Consider the following 17,815-nt stretch of genomic DNA (forward strand, 5'->3'; position numbering starts at 1 on the left):
GGGCGACACCGCCGCATCCGAAGCCGAGGAGCCGGGCGCTGAGGAATCCCCCACGGAGGAGTCGCCCACCGAGGAGTCTCTGCCCGACGGGTTCGGCGCTGACGAACACGGCACCGAGCAGTCCGGAACCGCCGACGCCGGTGCCGGCGAGCAGAGCGAGCCTGACGACGAACACCGTCACGACGAACACCGTCACGACGAGCACGGTCACGACGAACACGGTCGCAACTGAGCGACTCGGCTGACGACGAACGCCCTCCGGCCTCTCGGCCCGGAGGGCGTTCCGCATTCAGAGGCGGGTCGACCGTGGATTCATAAGCCTGAGCCGCCTCGCGTCAGGCAGGCCGAGGACGGATGACCGGACGACGGCGCCCCTTCGAGACCGGCACAGGCGCGGTCGCCACGATCTCCTCGACGTTGGCGGGCTCATCCGACACGTCGAGTCGCAGAGCCTGCGTGAGCGCGAGCCCGTGGCTCGTGGTGAGGATCAGACGGCGGTACTGCTCGTCGCCCTCGAGATCGATCACGACGCTCGGACGACGGCGACGGATCAGCACGAAGTCGAGGCTGCCCGCGGCCTTCCAGCTGCCGGCAGCGAGGACGCCGGGGATGTGCGTGCCGGGGTTCGGCACGCCGCGGAGCCAGGTCCAGGCATCTTCGGTCAGCTGCACCTTGGCGATGGTGTCGCGCGCGATCCGGAGGTTGTCACGGTGGAAGGTGGCGGCACGTTCGATCGGCGAGAGCACGACCTCCAGTTGCGTCTGGTCCAGCAGCAACGTCACCATGTCCCCCAGTCTGCCAGCGTGGCCCTGCCAGTTGTCTGGAAGTTGCTCACAGGAACGCAACGATCCCTTGTCGATCAGCACCAGTCATCCACATCCCCTTCCTCGATTCGAACATATGTACTATACTCGACTCATGGGTCACTCCACGAACGACGTCGATCAGCGCGAGACGCTGCTCGACGCGTGGGTGGAGAAGCGCCGACGCATCGCGATCCTCGAGGCAGAAGCGTCTGCGCTGCTCGCCGATCGTCTGCGGCTGCAGGAAGAAGATGTCCACGAGCAGCCGCAGCACCGCGAGGCGATCCACCGCTCGATGATCGCCGAGTACTCGGCAACCGGTCGCGTGTCGAAGGGCAGCATCGAGTACGCCTTCACAGACGCCCTCTTCCTCGAAGCCGAGCACCCCGTCGTCAGAGACGCGTTCCGACGCGGCGCGATCAGTGCGGCACACGTTCGGGAGATCGTGCGCGAGGGCGCCATCGTGCGGCAGGCCGTTCGCGATGGTCGAGCCGCCACCGAGGCGCTCACCCTGTACGACACTGCCGCACTCGTCGTCGCGGAGCAGGATTCTCCCGCACGCGCCCGCGCGATCGTGCGCCGCGTCGCGTCGTCCCTCGCCTGCGAGACCGTGGTCGAGCGCCATCGGCGGGCCTACGGGGAGCGGTCAGTCACGCTGCGGTCGCTCGACGACGGCCTCGCGCTGCTGCAGGTCGTGCTGCCGGAGCATCTCGCCCACGCGATCCTCGACCGACTGACCCGGCTCGCACAGCACGTCATCGCCACACGAGGCGACCATCCCTCTCCGGGCGATGACACACCGGCGCTGTCCTCGGACGACCTCGACTCGGGCGCCGATCGGGTCTTTCTGCAGGACCTGCGAGCCGACGACTCCCATCGCGAAGACCCTGTGCTCAACAGCCACCCGTACGACAGCGAGCCACCCTGCGGACCGGACACCGGCGACGCACGCGTCGACGCCCACGTCATCTTCGGCGACGGAGACACCTTCACGACGGATCCGTCACTCGGTGCCCCATCCGCCCCGACCGATGAGCGAGGCATCGATGCGGTCCGCACCGACCTGCTCAGCGACCTGCTCCTGACCACGGATCCCTCTGCCGCGGCGGGCACAGGTCTGGAGGGCATCCACGCCCGCATCCAGGTCACGATCGCTGCCGAGACGCTGGCCGGAATCGACGAACGGCCTGCCGAGCTCGACGGCATCGGTGCACTGCACCCCGACATCGCCCGCGACCTCGCCGGACGCAACGGCGGCTGGTCCCGCCTCTTCCTCGACCGCGCCGGCATCGTGACGGCCACAGCCGCCTACGCCCCGACGGCGGCGATGCGGCGGCATCTCCAGGCCAGAGACCAGCACTGTCGATTTCCCGGGTGCCGCACACCCGTCCACCGGTGTCAGATCGACCACAATCACGACCATGCGAAGGGCGGAGCGACGTCGATCGACAACCTGAGCCACTTCTGCGTCGGGCACCACGCGCTGAGGCATCCCGACATCGCCGAGAAGCACCGATGGCGCGCGAGACAGACCCCCGGCGGCGACATCGAGTGGACCAGCCCGCTCGGCCGGTGCTACACCGACGCATCACCGCGCCGCGTCATGTTCGTCTGACCGCGGTCCCGAACGAGCCCTCACGGACGCGCAGTCACGGACGCGCGGTCCTGGACGCGCGGTCCTGGACGCGCCCTCACGAACGCACAGTCACCAACGCGCGGTTATGGACGAGCATCTGCGGCCGCAGCGGCCGCGGCAGGAAGAGCGGCTTCGATCTGCTGCAGCTCGTCCTCACCGTGGGCCGCGGTCAGGAACCACGCCTCGAAGACGCTCGGGGGAAGCGCCACCCCCTGCTCACGCAGCGAGTGGAAGAACGGCGCATAGCGGAACGACTCCTGAGCCTGAGCTTCGGCGTAGTCCCTCGGCGCCGACGCGCGGAACGAGGCGTTGAACAGGTTGCCCGCGGTGGCCACCGCGTGCGTCACGCCGGCGTCGGTGAGGGCCGCGTCGAGGGCGGTAGAGACTCGAAGAGATGCGGCGTCCACCGTCGCGTAGACCTCCGGTGTCGCGAGCCGCAGCGTCGCGAGACCCGCTGCGACCGAGAGCGGATTCCCCGAGAGAGTGCCCGCCTGGTAGACCGGCCCAAGGGGAGCGAGCAGATCCATGACATCGGCTCGACCACCGAGCGCGGCCAGGGGCATGCCTCCACCGACGACCTTGCCGAACGTGAAGATGTCCGGCAGGTAGTCCTCGCCCGCAGCGGCCTGCAGACCCCAAAACCCTGCCGGGTGCACCCGGAATCCGGTGAGCACCTCATCGAGGATCATCAACGCTCCGTGGGCGTGGGCGGTCTCCGCGATCAGACGGTTGAAACCGGGCAGCGGGGCCACGACGCCCATGTTCGCGGCAGAGGCTTCGACGATGACCGCGGCGATGCGCTGGCCGTGCTCGGCGAACACCGCAGCCAGCGCCTCGGGATCGTTGTACCCGATCACGAGCGTCTGCGCCGCGATCGGTGCCGGGACACCTGCCGACCCCGGAAGCGCGAGCGTCGCGACGCCGGAACCTGCTTCGGCGAGAAGGCCATCCGAATGCCCGTGATAGTGACCGGCGAACTTCACCAACAGGTCGCGACCCGTGGCGCCCCGCGCAAGGCGGATGGCCGTCATGGTCGCTTCAGTACCCGTGGAGACCAGACGCACGCGCTCGACAGGACGGATCTCGCCGAACCGCACACGGTCGGCGATCAACGCGGCGAGCTCGACCTCGCCCTCCGTCGGAGCGCCGAATGACAGGCCACGAGCTGCGGCCTCCTGCACCGCGGCGACGATCTCCGGGTGCGCGTGCCCCAGCAGCGCAGGGCCCCACGACGCGACGAGGTCGACATAGTCGCGGCCGGTGGCATCCGTGACCTTCGCCCCCTTCGCCGAAGCGAGGAACCGCGGCGTCCCGCCCACCGAACCGTAAGCACGCACCGGGGAGTTGACCCCACCGGGGATGACCGCGCGGGCAGCGGAGAACAGGTCGTCGTTACGGTCGTTCATGAAAGGAGTGCTCCTCGGTGAATCAGTCGCGCAGCCAGCCGGCCGCTTCGGTGGCCCAGTAGGTGAGCACCGCATCCGCACCGGCGCGGCGGATGGAGAGAAGGGACTCGAGAACGGCTGCTCGACGATCGATCCACCCGTTCGCACCGGCGGCCTCGATCATCGCGTACTCGCCGGAGACCTGATATGCCCACACCGGAATGCTCACGGTGTCGCGCACCTCGCGGAGCACGTCGAGGAAGGCCATCGCCGGCTTCACCATGACGATGTCCGCACCCTCGGCCTCGTCCACCACGGCTTCGCGCACGCCCTCGCGACGGTTTCCCGGATCGAGCTGGTACGTGCGACGGTCGCCCTTCAGCTGAGAGTCCACTGCCTCCCGGAAAGGTCCGTAGAACGCGCTCGCGTACTTCGCCGCATAGGCCAGCAGGAGCGTGTCCGTGAAGCCCTCACTGTCGAGCGCCTTGCGGATCACGGCGACCTGGCCGTCCATCATGCCGGACAGCCCGAGCAGCTGCGACCCCGCGCGCGCCTGGGAGAGAGCCATCGCGGTGTACCGTTCGAGCGTCGCATCGTTGTCGACGGAGCCGTCGGCCGCGAGCACGCCGCAGTGTCCGTGGTCGGTGAACTCATCGAGACACAGATCGGTCTGCACGACGAGCGCGTCGCCGACCTCTGCCGCCAGCGCTTCGGTTGCGACGTTGAGGATCCCATGCGGATCATCGGCACCCGAGCCGAGGGCGTCGCGCACCTCGGGGACGCCGAACAGCATCACGCCGCCGACCCCCGCCTCCGCAGCCTCGACCGCGGCCGCACGCAGCGAATCGAGGGAGTGCTGAGCGACACCGGGCATCGACCCGATCTGCACGGGCTCCGTGATGCCCTCTCGCACGAACAGCGGGAGGACGAGCTGCCCCGGCAGCAGCGAGGTCTCGCGCACCAGATCGCGCACTGCGCGAGACTGCCGCAGTCGTCTCAGTCGCACGTCGGGGAAGCTCACGGCGCGAACTCGTCGGCCGCGTGCGGAAGGGTGAAGTGCGAGACGGCCTCGATCAGGGCGTCGATCGTCTGACGGTCGGCCACCACCGAAACGGGGAGCCCGGCGCGCTGCGCGTCTTTCGCGGTGCGGGGTCCGATAGCTGCGAGCAGGGTGTCGTCGGGGATCTCCGGGAACTGCTCGCGCACCTGCTCGGCGACCGAACCGCTCGTGATGAGGATCGCGTTGATCCGACCGTTCTCCACATCGCGGCGGATCCGCTCCGTGACCGGGACACCGACCGTGCGATACGCCACGACACCGTGCACATCATGGCCCGCTTCGGAGAGCAGCCGGCTGAGCACGGGCTTCGCGATCTCGCTGCGCAGCGCGAGGATGCGGCGCGGCTCCTTCTCGAGGGCGATGAGCTGCTGTGCCATCCCCTCTGCGGAGTTGTCCTGCTCCGGGACCAGCGTGACCTCGTAGCCGACCGCCTGCAGAGCCGCCGCGGTCGTCTCGCCGACAGCGGCGATCTTGGTCGAACGCGGCACGACCGCCCTGTGGGCGAAGAGCACGTCGACGGTGGTGGCGCTCGTGACCGTCAGCCAGTCGAACTCCCCGGCGGCCAGCTGCGCCAACGCCGAGTCGAGCGTCGCCTGGTCTGTCGTCGGCGCGAAGTTGATGAGCGGGGCGACGACGGGGACCGCGCCCAGCGCGCGCAGGCTCGCGGCGACGCTGTCGCCCCACGGCCCGCCACGGGGCACGAGGATGCGCCAGCCGTCCAGCGGTCGGTCCTGCTTGATTTCGGAAGTGGTCATGAGGATTGCTCTCGGGATACGAGGCCGGCCGCCCCTTGATCGAGCAGCCGACGGGCAACAGTGAACCCGAGCTCGCGCGCTGCGTGCATCGGGTCTGCACCATCGGCAGCATCCGCTCCATTGCCACTGCCGTTCCGACGAATATACTCCCCGTTCAGGTCTTCCGTGACGTCGAGGCCGATCCGGCGACCCCCGTCAGCGGCGTACACGACGGTCCTGACGCGGATCGAGGAGCCGTCGACGACGGCGTGAGCGGCCATCGGTGCCTGGCACCCGGCATCCAGGCCCTGCAGGATCGCGCGCTCGACGGTGATGGCCAGACGCGTGTCGGTGTCGTCGAGACCGGCGAGGGCCGTGAGCAGCTCCTGCGGGGCGTCCGCCCGGGTCTCGACCGCGAGCGAACCCTGTCCCGGCGCGGTGGGCCATTCTGCGAGACCGAGCTCTTCGCGTCGGAGCGGCGACTTCGCGTCGAGCCTCGAGAGACCGGCTGCCGCGAGGATCACCGCGTCCAGCTCACCGGAGACGACTCTGGCGAGCCGGGAATCGACGTTCCCGCGGATGTCGACGACCTCGGCGCCGGGTGCTCGCCGGTGGACCTGGGCGATGCGTCGCGGTGAGCCGGTACCGACGGTGCTTCCCGAGCGGAGTTCGTGCAACGCGGTGCCGTCACGGGTCAGGACCACGTCACGCGGGTCTTCGCGCTTCGGGGTCGCCGCGATCACGAGCCCTTCAGGGATGGCGGTGGGGAGATCCTTCAGCGAATGCACCAGGAAGTCGCACTCCCCCGCGAACAACGCCTCGCGAAGACGCGTCGCGAAGATGCCCTGCCCGCCGATCTCGGAGAGCGACGCGCGGTTGGTGTCGCCTTCGCTGGTGATCGGTACGAGTTCGACCCGGCGCCCCGACAGCTTCTCGAGAGCCGCGGCGACATGACCCGACTGCGCCTGCGCGAGCGCGCTTCGACGGGTACCGAGACGGATGGGAGTGCTCATGCGCTTACTGGAGGACGTCCGCGATCTCGTCGAACCGGAGCCTGCGCCCCGTGTAGAAGGGCACCTCCTCCTTCACGTACAGGCGGGCGTCGGTGTACCGCAGATCGCGCATCATGTCGACGAGGTCGGTGAGCTCATCGGCCTCGAGCGGAAGCAGCCACTCGTAGTCGCCGAGCGCGAACGAGGCGACGGTGTTGGCGAGCACGCCCTTGAATGCCGCGCCCTTGCGTCCGTGGTCGGCGAGCATCGTGCGACGCTCCTCCTCCGGGGCGAGGTACCACTCCGGCGTGCGCACGAACGGGTAGAGGCAGAGCCAGTCCTTGGGGCCGATGCCGCGGAGGAAGCCCGGCACATGCGAACGGTTGAACTCGGCGTCGCGATGCACGCCCATCACGTTCCACACCGGGAGGAGGGAGCGCAGCAGCTCGGTGCGACGCAGGCGGCGCAGCGCCTTCTGCAGCTCCTCCGCCGTGTCACCGTGCAGCCACACCATGAGGTCGGCGTCGGCCTTGAGCCCGGAGACGTCGTAGAAACCGCGGACGGTCACGCCCGAATCCTCGATGTAGGAGACGATCGTCTCGAGCTCGGTCGAGTCGTTCTCCGTCACGGGGACGTCGGGGTTTCGTCGCCAGACGGCCCAGAGGGTGAAGCCGGACGGGTTCTCATCGCGCTCTTCGGACATCATGCTCCCCAGTCTGCCTCGTTTACGCAGGAGCCGCTAATCACCCGGACGGGTGCCTCACGACATCCTGGAATGCTGCGCACCAGTGCGAGATGCGTGTCAGTGCGAGATGCGTGTCAGTGCGAGATGCGTGTCAGCGCGAGATGAAGCGTGCGATCGCCCAGACCGCGCCGCCGACCGCCGCCGCGATGCCGACGGTGGCGGCGACCGCCCCGATCGGGTTGCGGTCGGCGAACACGCGCGCCCTGGCCACCGCACGCGTCGACGCCTTCTCGACCCGGCGCGGGATGTTCCCCTTGATCTCGATCGCGGCGAGGGCGGCCTTCAGCTCCGCACGAGCCGAGGCGACCGGGTCGACGATCCCGCCGGGGACGGCGGTGCGCGGCAGCGACTCAGAATTCGTCATCGCCGGCCTCCTTCACGATTCGGATGTCTTCGGCTACGGCCTGAGCCGGATTCTGGCGCGCGAGCACCTTGCGGAACTTGAGGACGCCCAGCAGAGCGAACAGCAGCACCGCGAGGATCAGGATGCCGAACACCGCGATCGCGGACAGCCATACGGGCCACCATGACGACAGACCCGCGATCGCGAAGACCAGGATCACCGGCACGGCCCAGAACAGGAAGAACAGCGCGACGAGGAACCACACGGAACCGATGCCGGCGTCCTTCGAGGTGCGCGAGATCCACGCCTTCGCCGCGTCGATCTCGGCCTTGACCAGATTCGTGACGAGTTCCGGCAGATCCCCGAGGAGAGTCAGCAGACTGTCGTCGGCACGATCACGGTATCCGCGGGGCATGTCAGGCGCCGGACTTCTTGGTGGCCGACTTCGCGGCGGGCTTCTTGGCAGCCGGCTTCTTCGCGGCGGGCTTGGAAGAGGCGGACGTCGAGGTCTTGCTGGACGAAGCCGTGGCCTTCGCCGCCTCGACCGCTTCCTCCGTCGCCTCGGCCAGGTCTTCTGCGGCCTCACGACCGGTGGCGATCGCGGAGTCGAGGCGCTGACCCGGCGTGCCGTTGCCGCTGACGGACTTCGCGACCTTCACGACGCCGGTCCAGAGCGCACCGGGGACGGCTGCGGCTTTGTCGCCGACGAAGCCCTTGACCTTGGTGACCTGCTCCTGCACGGGATCGAGGTGCCACACCTTGAGCCACTGCGTCTTGATCTGCTCGTAGCGCTCACGTCCGGCACGGGTGCCGAGGACGTAGCCCACGCCGAGTCCGACGACGAGTCCGATCTTCCCCTTCATGGGGTCTCCTCACCTTGTTCCGGTAGTCCGGCCAGATTCGCCCGGTTGGGATCGGTCGCAGGCTCTCGCACCCCGCGGCCAGGTACCCAGCGTAACCCCGTATGCCGATTTCGGCATCTATGGGTCAGAGGGTTGACACGGAGCGCTCTCTCGGTCATGGCGCTCAGTCCGTCGAAGCGCTCAGTCCCACAGAAGGAAGCGCCGGAGGCGGTCGGCCTCATCCCTGGCGTCGGGGATCACCTGGGCGAGCCCTGTCCCCGCAAGCCAGGCGCCGACCACGGCCATGCCGGGCACCGCCTCGATCGCCGCGCGCGCGGCCGTGCGCCGTTCGCCGGATCCGATGATCGATGCGGGCTGCGACTGGACGAACCGACCGCGATGCGAGGCGATCACGGCTTCGGGAGCGATGGCGACTCCGAGCAGGGCGGCCGCCTCGCTCCGCGCCAGTGCAGCCGCCGCGTCATCGCTCAGCCGAGCGGTGGCGGCCGGCTCGCCCTGAGCTCCGAACGACACGCGGACGATCTCCCGGGAACCCGCCGCAGTCCCCACCCAGCCCCACTTCGCGGTCGAGTGCGTCAGGGCCTTGGCCGTGTGGCTCCCCGGAACAGTGAGCACACCTGTTCCCCGTGGGGCGGACGCGATCTCGGGGGCGTCGAGGAAAAGCGTGACGATCTCGATCTCCGGCGAGGCCGCGGCCTGCGTCTTCTGGAGGTCCGGTATCACCGCGGCGAGGAGTCCTCGCGCCGTCGACTCGGGCGTCGCGATGATGACGGCGTCCGCGTCGAGCTCCTCGATCACCGGTGGCGCGGATTCCGCCGCGACGTCCTCATCGGCCGGTGCACCCTCGAGCGCCGGTTCACCGCCGTGCTCCGCATCCGTCGCGGACTCGGCCTCGACAGACCACGTCGCACCCGTCCTGCGGAGACTGCGCACCCGAACGCCCGTGCGCACATCGGCGTCGAGGCGCTTCAGGTCGGCGGCGAGCGCATCGATGAGGGTACTCATCCCCCCGGAGAGGCCCTCGACGGCAGCTCCAGGAGTCTTCGCCACGACTGGGGCGGTGCCGTCGGCCTCCGGCGCTGTCGCCGCAGCTTTCGCCGCGGCTTCGTCGCGGAGGGTCTGCACCGCGCCGGAGAGCGAGCCGACCCTGGTCAGGGCGGCATTGAGCCCCGGGGCCGCGACGTCGATGTCGACGTCGTCCGGAGACGCGGAGTAGACGCCCGTCGTCACGGGGGCGACGAGTCGATCCCGCACCTTCGCCCCCATGCGCGACGCGACGAGCTTCCCGAGGCTCAGCTGGTGCCCGATCGTGAGGGGCGGACGCACCCGATCGAGGTATGCGCGCCAGACACCCGACCACCCGATGATGCGACGGACGTCGGGCTGGAACGGATTCGAAGGGATGCCGAGGATGCCGCCCGCCGGAAGCGGGGCAGCTCCGACACCGGGGATGCCTGCCAGCCAGGCGCCACCGGCCTGCGGCACCACGATGCGATCGGCGAGATCGAGCTCCTCGACGAGGGCGCGGACGAGGCCGCCCCTGGTGGCGTAGCTCTCCGCCCCGGCATCGACCGTGACACCGTCGAGGTCGACCCGGCGGATCGCGCCCCCGAGCACCGCTTCGGCCTCGAGGACGGTGACGCGCATCCCGACCTTGGCGCATTCGCGCGCGGCGACGAGCCCTCCGATGCCCCCACCGACGACCACCACGTGCTTCTCGGCCGCGCGGGCGGCCAGGTCGAAGGGCTCGGCGGACGAGGACTCAGGGCTCATGCCGTCAATTCTCGCACCGCCCCGTTCTCCCGCCCGGACGCTTCACCGTCACGGATCTACGGATCAGGCGCACGATTCCGCAGGGGGCGGTGACGGTCAGATCGTGTGCGCCAGCTCGACGATGCGGGTGAGCTGATCCGGGTCGGTCTCCGGCGGCACGCCGTGGCCGAGGTTCAGGATGTGCCCGCGCGCCGCGCGACCCCGCTCGACGACGTCACGCACATGGGCCTCCAGGACCGACCACGGTGCGGAGAGCAGCGCGGGGTCGATGTTGCCCTGCACCGTGACATCCGGCCCCAGGATCGCAGCGGCCTCGTCGAGGGGCAGCCGCCAGTCGACACCCACGCCGTCGGCAACACCGTCGAGGCGCATGTCGGCGAGGAAGGGACCTGTCCCGACCCCGAAGTGGATCGTCGGCAGGCCGATGCCGGACAGGGCGGCGTGCGAGTGCGGGGCCACGAAGGCGCGGTAGTCCGCCGTGCTGAGGGAACCGGCCCAGCTGTCGAAGAGCTGGACGACGGATGCCCCGGCGTCGCGCTGGGTCTCGAGGAAGCGACGGGAGACACGCGCCAACCAGCCCGCGAGGCGGTTCCACGACTCCGGGTCGGAATGCATCATGGCCCTGGCCCGCAGGTGCTCCTTGGACGGCCCGCCCTCGACGAGGTAGGCGGCGAGGGTGAACGGGGCGCCCGCGAATCCGATCAGCGGGGTGTCGCCGAGCTCGGCCGTGACGAGCCGCACGGCCTCGGCGATGGCCGTGCCGTCCAGATCGTCCGGATCGATCGCGGTGACGCGCTCGACGTCGGCCGCCGTGCGCACCGGGTTCGCGAACACCGGACCGCGACCCGGCTCGATCTCCACCTCGACCCCGGCGAGCCGCAGCGGGGTGACGATGTCGCTGAAGAAGACGGCCGCGTCCACACCGTGACGGCGCACCGGCTGCAGGGTGATCTCCGCGGCGAGGTCGGGAGTCAGGCAGGCGTCGAGCATCCGGGTGCCCACACGCAGCTCGCGGTACTCCGGGAGGGAGCGGCCCGCCTGCCGCATGAACCACACGGGGGCGTGTGCGGGACGGTCGCCGGCGAGGGCGCGCAGGAGCGGGGCATCGGAGAGGGCCATACTCCCATCCTCCCATCCACCCCTTATGGAGCCGCCGAGTTCGAGCTACCGACCCTTCGCCCGCAGACGCTCCGGTACAATCGATCTGTGCTGCTGTGTGTCACGGCGAGTCACAAGACCGCCTCCTTCGAATTGCTCGAACGCCTGAGCCGCACCCCCGACGACGTCGCTCCCACCATCGTGGGCATGACGCCGTGTGTGCAGGGTGCGGTCGTGCTGGCGACGTGCAACCGCTTCGAGGCGTACGTGGAAATGGACGAACCGGTCACCGCCGCAGGCGCCATCGGCGTCGAAGCCGTGATCGAAGCGGTCGAGTCCGCCACCGGCATCCCCGCCGCCGACCTCGACGGCGCCTACACCGTCCACGCCGGACGTCGCGTCGCCGAGCACCTGTTCTCCGTGGCATCCGGGCTCGAGTCCGTCGTCTCCGGAGAGGGCGAGATCGCCGGTCAGGTGCGCCGCGCCCTCAAGTCCGCTCGCAAGGACGGCACCACCTCGCCCGAGCTCGAGCGCCTCTTCCAGCGCGCCAGCCAGGCTCAGCGCAAGGTCAAGAACGTGACCGCCCTCGGCCGCGCCGGTCGTTCTCTGGTGCGCCTCGCGCTCGAACTCGCCGACAGCCGCATCGCCGACTGGTCTGCGGAGCGTGTGCTGCTGGTCGGAACCGGCGCCTACGCGGCCGTCACCCTCGCGACGCTCCGCGAGCGCGGCGCCGTGAACATCTCGGTGTACTCGCCCTCCGGCCGTGCCGAGGTCTTCGCCGCGAAGCACGGCATCCGGCCGATCACCGCCGACGAGTACGCCCGCACCGCGGCACGGTCGAGCCTTCTCATCACCTGCACCACCGCCACGGAACCGGTCCTCGGCCCTGAGCACCTGCAGCTGCCGACCGGCCCCGCCGCGGCGGGCTGCCCCGTCGGCACGCACAGTCAGCTCGTGGTCGACCTCGGCATGCCCCGCAACGTCGACCCCGCCGTCGCGTCGCTCGAGGGCGTCGCACTGCTCGACCTCGAGACCATCCGACTGCACGCGCCCCTCGAAGAGCTGCAGGCGACGGATGCCGCTCGCAGCGTCGTCCGCGAGGCCGCCGAGACCTTCCACGTGGTGGGCGCGCGCCAGAGTGTGACCCCGTCGGTCGTGGCCTTCCGCTCGCACATCTTCGAGCTGCTCGAGCGGGAGATCGCCCGGGCCCGCGCACGCGGCGACGAGGACGGCAAGGTCGAGCAGGCCCTGCGACACCTCTCCGGCGTGCTGCTGCACACCCCGACGGTGCGTGCGCACGAACTCGCTGCCGCGGGCCGCGCCGACGAGTTCACCGCCGCGCTGGCCGCCCTGTACGGCATCGCGCCGGAGGCCGACTCCGTGGACGACGCCGCCAGCGCCTGACGCGCTCAGCCCACGCGGTGGCAGACTGGAGGCATGGCCCTTCACATCACCGGACACACCGCCGCCGACGAGCTGCTGACCGACAACCCGCTGGCTCTGCTGGTGGGGATGCTGCTCGACCAGCAGGTGCCGATGGAGACCGCGTTCGCCGGTCCGCTCAAGATCGAGCAGCGCACCGGAGCGGCTGATGCCGCCACCATCGCCGGCATGGCGCCGGACGAGTTCCTCGAGGCCTTCAAGCAGACCCCCGCCGTGCACCGGTTCCCCGGGTCGATGGCGACGCGCGTTCAGACGCTGTGCCAGACCCTGGTCGACGACTGGGGCGGCGACGCGGCCGCGCTGTGGACCCAGGGCGACCCGTCAGGACCCGAGGTGCTCAAGCGGCTCAAAGCACTCCCCGGGTTCGGAGAGCAGAAGGCCAAGATCTTCCTCGCCCTCCTCGGCAAGCAGTACGGCTTCACCGGCGAGGGCTGGCGCGAGGCATCAGCCCCCTACGGCGAGGACGGGTCGTACCGCAGCGTGGCCGACATCGTCTCGCCCGACTCCCTCGCCAAGGTGCGCGAGCACAAGAAGGCCATGAAGGCGGCGGCGAAGGCCACGAAGTGAAGCCGACGGGGGATGACGTAGCCGGGCTCATCGCCCGCTCCTCCCCCGCAGTGCGCCGCAGGGACGCCGAGACGCTGACCGCGCTCATGCAGGAGATCACCGGTCGCGAGCCGCAGACCTGGGGCACCATCATCGGATTCGGCTCCTGCCACTACCGCTACCCCACCGGCACGGAGGGCGACAGCGGGCTGCTCGGCTTCGCCCCGCGCAAGGCCGCGACGACGATCTACCTGTTCGACGGAGTGGACGCGCACACCGAAGCTCTGGCGGAGCTCGGCCCCCACACGACCGGTGTCGGCTGCCTGTACATCAAAGACCTGGAGCAGGTCGATCTGGACGTGCTGCGCGGCATCCTGGAGCGCTCGCTGGCCTGGGTCGAGGCCGGCGGCAGCGAGGGCGTGCGCCTCACGGTCACGGGCTGAGTCCGGGCGAAGAGTCGCGCCACGAGCATGCTCGCATGCTCGCGAGGTTCGAGACCCATGCTGCGCGCCGAGACCCATCCGCAACAGCGTTTGCGCGGATGGGTCTCGGCGAGGAGCGTGGGTCTGGCCCGACGTGACAGGAGTCAGTGCTGCGGGGCGAAGAACGCGCGGATGTCGCCGGCCAGCAGGTCGGGGCGCTCCAGGGCGGCGAAGTGCCCTCCCTCCTCGAAGCGGCTCCAGTGCACGATGTTCGAGTTGTCGCGCTCGGCGAAGACCCGGATCGTCTGGAAGTCGTCCGCGAACACCGCGACCCCGGTGCGCGCGGCGTTGATCTGCGGCTCTACGCCCTCGGCAGCAGCAGCGGCATCCGCCCTGGCGTTCTCGAGGTAACTGCGGCTCATGCCCGATGCCGCGTTCGCGAACCAGTTCACGCTGACTTCGAGCAGGATCTTCTCCAGCGGCACCAGGGACGTACCGTTGCCGAACGAGTTGAACAGCTCGCTGTAGGCCAGCAGCCCCACCGGGGAATCGCTGATCCCCACCGACACGGTCTGCGGACGCGACGAGTTCATCGTGTTGTACCCGCCCACCGACTGGAACCACTGCATGTGCTCCAGGCCGGCGTAGTCCGCAGGCTCGAGCTTCTCGAACTCCGCGGGGTCACCCGAGGGGAACGAGAACAGCTGCAGCACGTGCAGGCCGAGGAAGCCCTCGGGCTCCCGCAGTCCGAGTTCCCGAGCGACCATGGCGCCGTTGTCGGAACCGTGGATGCCGTAGCTCTCGTAACCGAGACCGCGCATGAGACGGTCGTACGCCTCCGCGACCCGCGCCGTCGTCCACCCCGCCGACGCCAGAGGCTGCGAGAACCCGTAGCCCGGTGCATCCGGGATCACGAGGTCGAACGCGTCCTCGGCACGGCCGCCGTGCGCCACGGGATCGACCAGCCGATCGATCAGGTCGAGGTAGTCGATCGAGGAGCCGGGGTAGGTGTGGGCGAGCAGCAGTGGGGTCGCACCTTCGTGAGCCGAACGCACGTGGAGGAAATGGATCGTCTGGCCGTCGATCTCGGTGGTGAAGTGCGGGACGGCGTTGATCCTCTCCTGAGCGGCTGCCCAGTCGAAGTCGCGCCAGGCGGCGACGGCTTCACGCAGGTAGGAGTTGGGGGTGCCCGCATCCCAGTCGTCCGTCGGCCAGGGCTGCGGAAGGCGGGTGCGGGCGAGGCGATCGTGGAGATCGGCGATCTCGGCAGCGGAGACCGAGACGGTGAAGGGGCGGAAGCTGAGCGTCGTGTTGTCCATAGCTCGAAGATAGGAGCGCATTAGGTTGGATTCGTTCCTAATGGATGCACGACTTTTCGAGGAGTTCCGATGGCTGATCCGACCGCTCGACTGCTCGCGCTGCTGGCCCTGTTGCAGACCGGCCCCGGGCGTTCCGGCACCGACCTCGCGGTCCGACTCGGTGTCTCCTCGCGCACCGTGCGGCACGACATCGAGAGACTGCGCGAACTCGGGTATCCCGTCGACGCCACGCGCGGATCCGTCGGCGGATATCGTCTCGGGGCGGGCGGCACCCTCCCTCCGCTCCTCCTCGACGATGAGGAGGCCGTGGCGGTCACGGTCGGACTCCGCGCCGCCGCCGGCATCGCGGGGGTCGAAGAGTCGGGGGCGAGAGCGCTCGCCAAGCTGGAACAGGTGCTGCCGTCGCACCTGCGCCCCACCGTCGACGCGCTCCGATCCAGCGTCGACCGCGCCCCGGAGAACAACGACACCGACGCGCCCGACCCCGAAGTCGACGCCGCGTCGCTGCAGGCCATCGCGCGCGCCATCCGCGACCAGGAGTGGCTGCGCTTCGACTACGAGGGGGCTCCCCGGCTGGTCGAGCCGTATCGGCTGCTCACCTGGGTGCGGCGCTGGTACCTCGTGGCACGCGACCCCGACGCCGACGAGTGGGGAACGTACCGGGTCGACTGGATGGACCTGCGGATGCCGACGCACCGCCGCTTCGACGCGCGACCGCTCCCGGGTGGCGACTACACGGCCTTCGCGATGCGGACCATCGCGGTGAGCGGGTGGATCGTGCACGCCCGACTGCGCATCGACGCGCCGGCGGAGGCCGTGCTCGACCGCATCCACGCCGCGGTCGGGGTGGTCGAACCCGTCGACGACGAGCACTGCATCCTCGTCACCGGTGCCGACAGCCTCGACACCATCGCCGCCTACATCGGGATGCTGATGATGGATTTCACGGTCGAGAGTCCGCCCGAGCTGCTCCCCCGCCTGCAGCTCCTCTCCGAGCGCTACGCGCGCGCCGTGCGGGGATCATGACGGGGATCGAAACCCACCCTCCCCTTCGAGACCCACTCCTACGTGCTCCGATCACGATGGGTCTCGGCGGTGGGGATGGGTCTCGGCGAAGGGCGAGCGAGAGCGAGAGGGAGAGAGAGGTGAGAGCGCTCAGGCGCCGCGCAGACGCTCCGCGAGGTAGGCCTGCAGCTCGTCGATCGAGACGCGCTCCTGCGCCATGGTGTCGCGGTCGCGCACGGTGACCGCACGGTCGTCGAGAGAGTCGAAGTCGACCGTGACGCAGAACGGGGTGCCGATCTCGTCCTGGCGACGGTAGCGGCGGCCGATGGCACCCGCGTCGTCGAAGTCGACGGCCCACGAGCTGCGGAGCGTGTCGGCGACCTCGCGGGCGAGCGGCGACAGCTTCTCATTGCGCGACAGCGGCAGCACCGCGGCCTTGACCGGAGCGAGGCGCGGGTCGAGCTTGAGCACCGTGCGCACGTCGGTGCCGCCCTTGGCGTTGGGCACCTGCTCCTCAACATAGGCGTCGACGAGGAACGCCATCATCGCGCGGGTGAGGCCGAACGACGGCTCGATCACGTACGGGGTGTAGCGCTCGCCCGTGGCCTGGTCGAAGTACGTCAGGCTCTGGCCGGATGCCTCGCTGTGGCTGGAGAGGTCGTAGTCGGTGCGGTTGGCGACACCCATGAGCTCGCCCCACTCCTTGCCCGCGAAGCCGAACTTGTACTCGACGTCGATCGTGCCGGCCGAGTAGTGCGCGCGGTCGTCTTCCGGCACGTCGAACTGACGCATGTTCTCCGGATCGATGCCGAGGTCGATGAACCAGTTCCAGCAGGCCTCGACCCAGTGCTCGAACCACTCCTGGGCCTCAGCCGGCGGCGTGAAGAACTCGATCTCCATCTGCTCGAACTCGCGCGTGCGGAAGATGAAGTTGCCGGGGGTGATCTCGTTGCGGAAGGCCTTGCCGACCTGGCCGATGCCGAACGGAGGCTTCTTGCGGCTCGCGGTGAGCACGTTCGAGAAGTTCACGAAGATGCCCTGCGCGGTCTCGGGGCGCAGGTAGTAGAGGCCGGACTCGTCGTCGACCACGCCGAGATACGTCTTCACCAGACCGGAGAAGGCCTTCGGCTCGGTGTACTGCCCCTTGGTGCCGCAGTTCGGGCAGGGGATGTCGGCCAGACCGTTCTCGGCCTTGCGGCCCTTGCGCGCCTCGAAGTCCTCGATGAGGTTGTCGGCACGGAAGCGCTTGTGGCACTGCAGGCACTCGACCAGCGGGTCGGTGAAGGTCGCGACGTGGCCCGACGCCTCCCACACGCGCTTGGGGAGGATGATGCTGGAGTCCAGGCCCACCATGTCGCCGCGACCCCGCACGAAGGTCTGCCACCACTGGCGGCGGATGTTCTCCTTGAGCTCCGTGCCCAGGGGGCCGTAGTCCCAGGCCGACCGGGAACCGCCGTAGATCTCACCCGCTTGGAACACGAACCCGCGGTGGCGGGCGAGGGCGATGACCTTGTCGAGGCGGGACTGTTCGGCCATGGTGGCTCCAATGGTCGGATGCGGGAGGAGAACCCGCGAACACGGGCATCCCATTCTATCCGTCGTTCCCGCGCGCTCCCTGGCCTCCGCGGCTGCGCCGGAGTAGCGTCCT

At 69.5% G+C, this 17,815-nt stretch carries 19 protein-coding genes; 5 read left to right on the forward strand and 14 right to left on the reverse strand.

What is annotated here, in order from left to right; all coding sequences use genetic code 11:
• A partial coding sequence (locus AX744_RS15345; protein WP_157543626.1) for a hypothetical protein occupies positions 1-211 on the reverse strand: 211 nt, incomplete at its 3' end.
• Between the two features lie 124 nt (positions 212-335).
• Positions 336-785, reverse strand: coding sequence for a hypothetical protein (locus tag AX744_RS15350; RefSeq protein WP_046747664.1), 450 nt, complete (start codon positions 783-785; stop codon positions 336-338).
• 133 nt (positions 786-918) lie between these two features.
• Here AX744_RS15350 and AX744_RS15355 point away from each other — a divergent pair, with 133 nt between their 5' ends.
• Positions 919-2,418 (forward strand): HNH endonuclease signature motif containing protein, encoded by a 1,500-nt coding sequence (locus tag AX744_RS15355; protein WP_061017804.1) that lies wholly within the window; start codon positions 919-921, stop codon positions 2,416-2,418.
• 104 nt (positions 2,419-2,522) lie between these two features.
• Here the strand turns inward: AX744_RS15355 and hemL are convergent, their stop codons facing one another.
• The 10 genes from hemL to hemE all read right to left on the reverse strand — a co-directional run bounded on the left by hemL (position 2,523) and on the right by hemE (position 11,453).
• On the reverse strand, positions 2,523-3,845 hold the full coding sequence (gene hemL, locus AX744_RS15360; protein WP_061017807.1) for a glutamate-1-semialdehyde 2,1-aminomutase: 1,323 nt from the start codon (positions 3,843-3,845) through the stop codon (positions 2,523-2,525).
• A gap of 22 nt (positions 3,846-3,867) precedes the next feature.
• Positions 3,868-4,845, reverse strand: a complete 978-nt coding sequence (gene hemB, locus AX744_RS15365) for a porphobilinogen synthase (RefSeq protein WP_058631691.1) — start codon at positions 4,843-4,845, stop codon at positions 3,868-3,870.
• Positions 4,842-5,639, reverse strand: a complete 798-nt coding sequence (locus AX744_RS15370) for a uroporphyrinogen-III synthase (protein ID WP_046747493.1) — start codon at positions 5,637-5,639, stop codon at positions 4,842-4,844. The genes hemB and AX744_RS15370 overlap by 4 nt, the downstream gene beginning before the upstream one ends.
• A complete protein-coding gene (gene hemC / locus AX744_RS15375; RefSeq protein WP_058631692.1) occupies positions 5,636-6,631 on the reverse strand; it encodes a hydroxymethylbilane synthase in 996 nt (331 codons plus the stop codon). Before hemC ends, AX744_RS15370 begins: the two co-directional genes overlap by 4 nt.
• Positions 6,632-6,635: 4 nt before the next feature.
• Positions 6,636-7,316: a hydrogen peroxide-dependent heme synthase gene (gene hemQ, locus AX744_RS15380; protein WP_046747491.1), complete on the reverse strand. Its 681-nt coding sequence runs from the start codon at positions 7,314-7,316 to the stop codon at positions 6,636-6,638.
• A gap of 130 nt (positions 7,317-7,446) precedes the next feature.
• Complete coding sequence (locus AX744_RS15385) at positions 7,447-7,719, reverse strand: hypothetical protein (protein ID WP_046747490.1); 273 nt, start codon at positions 7,717-7,719, stop codon at positions 7,447-7,449.
• Positions 7,706-8,113: a phage holin family protein gene (locus AX744_RS15390; RefSeq protein WP_046747489.1), complete on the reverse strand. Its 408-nt coding sequence runs from the start codon at positions 8,111-8,113 to the stop codon at positions 7,706-7,708. Before AX744_RS15390 ends, AX744_RS15385 begins: the two co-directional genes overlap by 14 nt.
• Before the next feature lies 1 nt (position 8,114).
• On the reverse strand, positions 8,115-8,561 hold the full coding sequence (locus AX744_RS15395; RefSeq protein WP_046747488.1) for a hypothetical protein: 447 nt from the start codon (positions 8,559-8,561) through the stop codon (positions 8,115-8,117).
• A gap of 180 nt (positions 8,562-8,741) precedes the next feature.
• On the reverse strand, positions 8,742-10,334 hold the full coding sequence (locus AX744_RS15400) for a protoporphyrinogen/coproporphyrinogen oxidase (protein WP_061017809.1): 1,593 nt from the start codon (positions 10,332-10,334) through the stop codon (positions 8,742-8,744).
• Positions 10,335-10,430: 96 nt separating this feature from the next.
• The gene (gene hemE / locus AX744_RS15405; protein ID WP_061017811.1) at positions 10,431-11,453 is read right to left on the reverse strand and encodes a uroporphyrinogen decarboxylase; all 1,023 of its coding nucleotides are present in this window, start codon (positions 11,451-11,453) and stop codon (positions 10,431-10,433) included.
• 87 nt (positions 11,454-11,540) lie between these two features.
• Between hemE and AX744_RS15410 the strand changes: the two genes are divergently transcribed.
• The 3 genes from AX744_RS15410 to AX744_RS15420 are packed head-to-tail and all read left to right on the forward strand — an operon-like array spanning position 11,541 to position 13,864.
• A complete protein-coding gene (locus tag AX744_RS15410; protein WP_061017813.1) occupies positions 11,541-12,836 on the forward strand; it encodes a glutamyl-tRNA reductase in 1,296 nt (431 codons plus the stop codon).
• 33 nt (positions 12,837-12,869) lie between these two features.
• Positions 12,870-13,442: an HhH-GPD-type base excision DNA repair protein gene (locus AX744_RS15415; RefSeq protein WP_061017815.1), complete on the forward strand. Its 573-nt coding sequence runs from the start codon at positions 12,870-12,872 to the stop codon at positions 13,440-13,442.
• Positions 13,439-13,864, forward strand: a complete 426-nt coding sequence (locus AX744_RS15420; RefSeq protein ID WP_061017816.1) for a DUF1801 domain-containing protein — start codon at positions 13,439-13,441, stop codon at positions 13,862-13,864. Before AX744_RS15415 ends, AX744_RS15420 begins: the two co-directional genes overlap by 4 nt.
• A gap of 143 nt (positions 13,865-14,007) precedes the next feature.
• Here AX744_RS15420 and AX744_RS15425 read toward each other — a convergent pair whose 3' ends face one another.
• Entirely contained in the window at positions 14,008-15,162 is a 1,155-nt protein-coding gene (locus AX744_RS15425; protein WP_061017818.1) for an epoxide hydrolase family protein, read from the reverse strand.
• Positions 15,163-15,231: 69 nt separating this feature from the next.
• Here AX744_RS15425 and AX744_RS15430 point away from each other — a divergent pair, with 69 nt between their 5' ends.
• On the forward strand, positions 15,232-16,188 hold the full coding sequence (locus AX744_RS15430) for a helix-turn-helix transcriptional regulator (protein ID WP_046747480.1): 957 nt from the start codon (positions 15,232-15,234) through the stop codon (positions 16,186-16,188).
• A 129-nt stretch (positions 16,189-16,317) separates the two neighbouring features.
• On the opposite strand, the gene AX744_RS15435 is transcribed toward AX744_RS15430, so the two are convergent.
• The gene (locus AX744_RS15435) at positions 16,318-17,703 is read right to left on the reverse strand and encodes a glycine--tRNA ligase (protein WP_061017820.1); all 1,386 of its coding nucleotides are present in this window, start codon (positions 17,701-17,703) and stop codon (positions 16,318-16,320) included.
• Positions 17,704-17,815: the final 112 nt, after the last annotated feature.

The organism is Microbacterium sp. CCH5-D1 (assembly GCF_001557335.1).
GTDB lineage: Bacteria > Actinomycetota > Actinomycetes > Actinomycetales > Microbacteriaceae > Microbacterium > Microbacterium oxydans.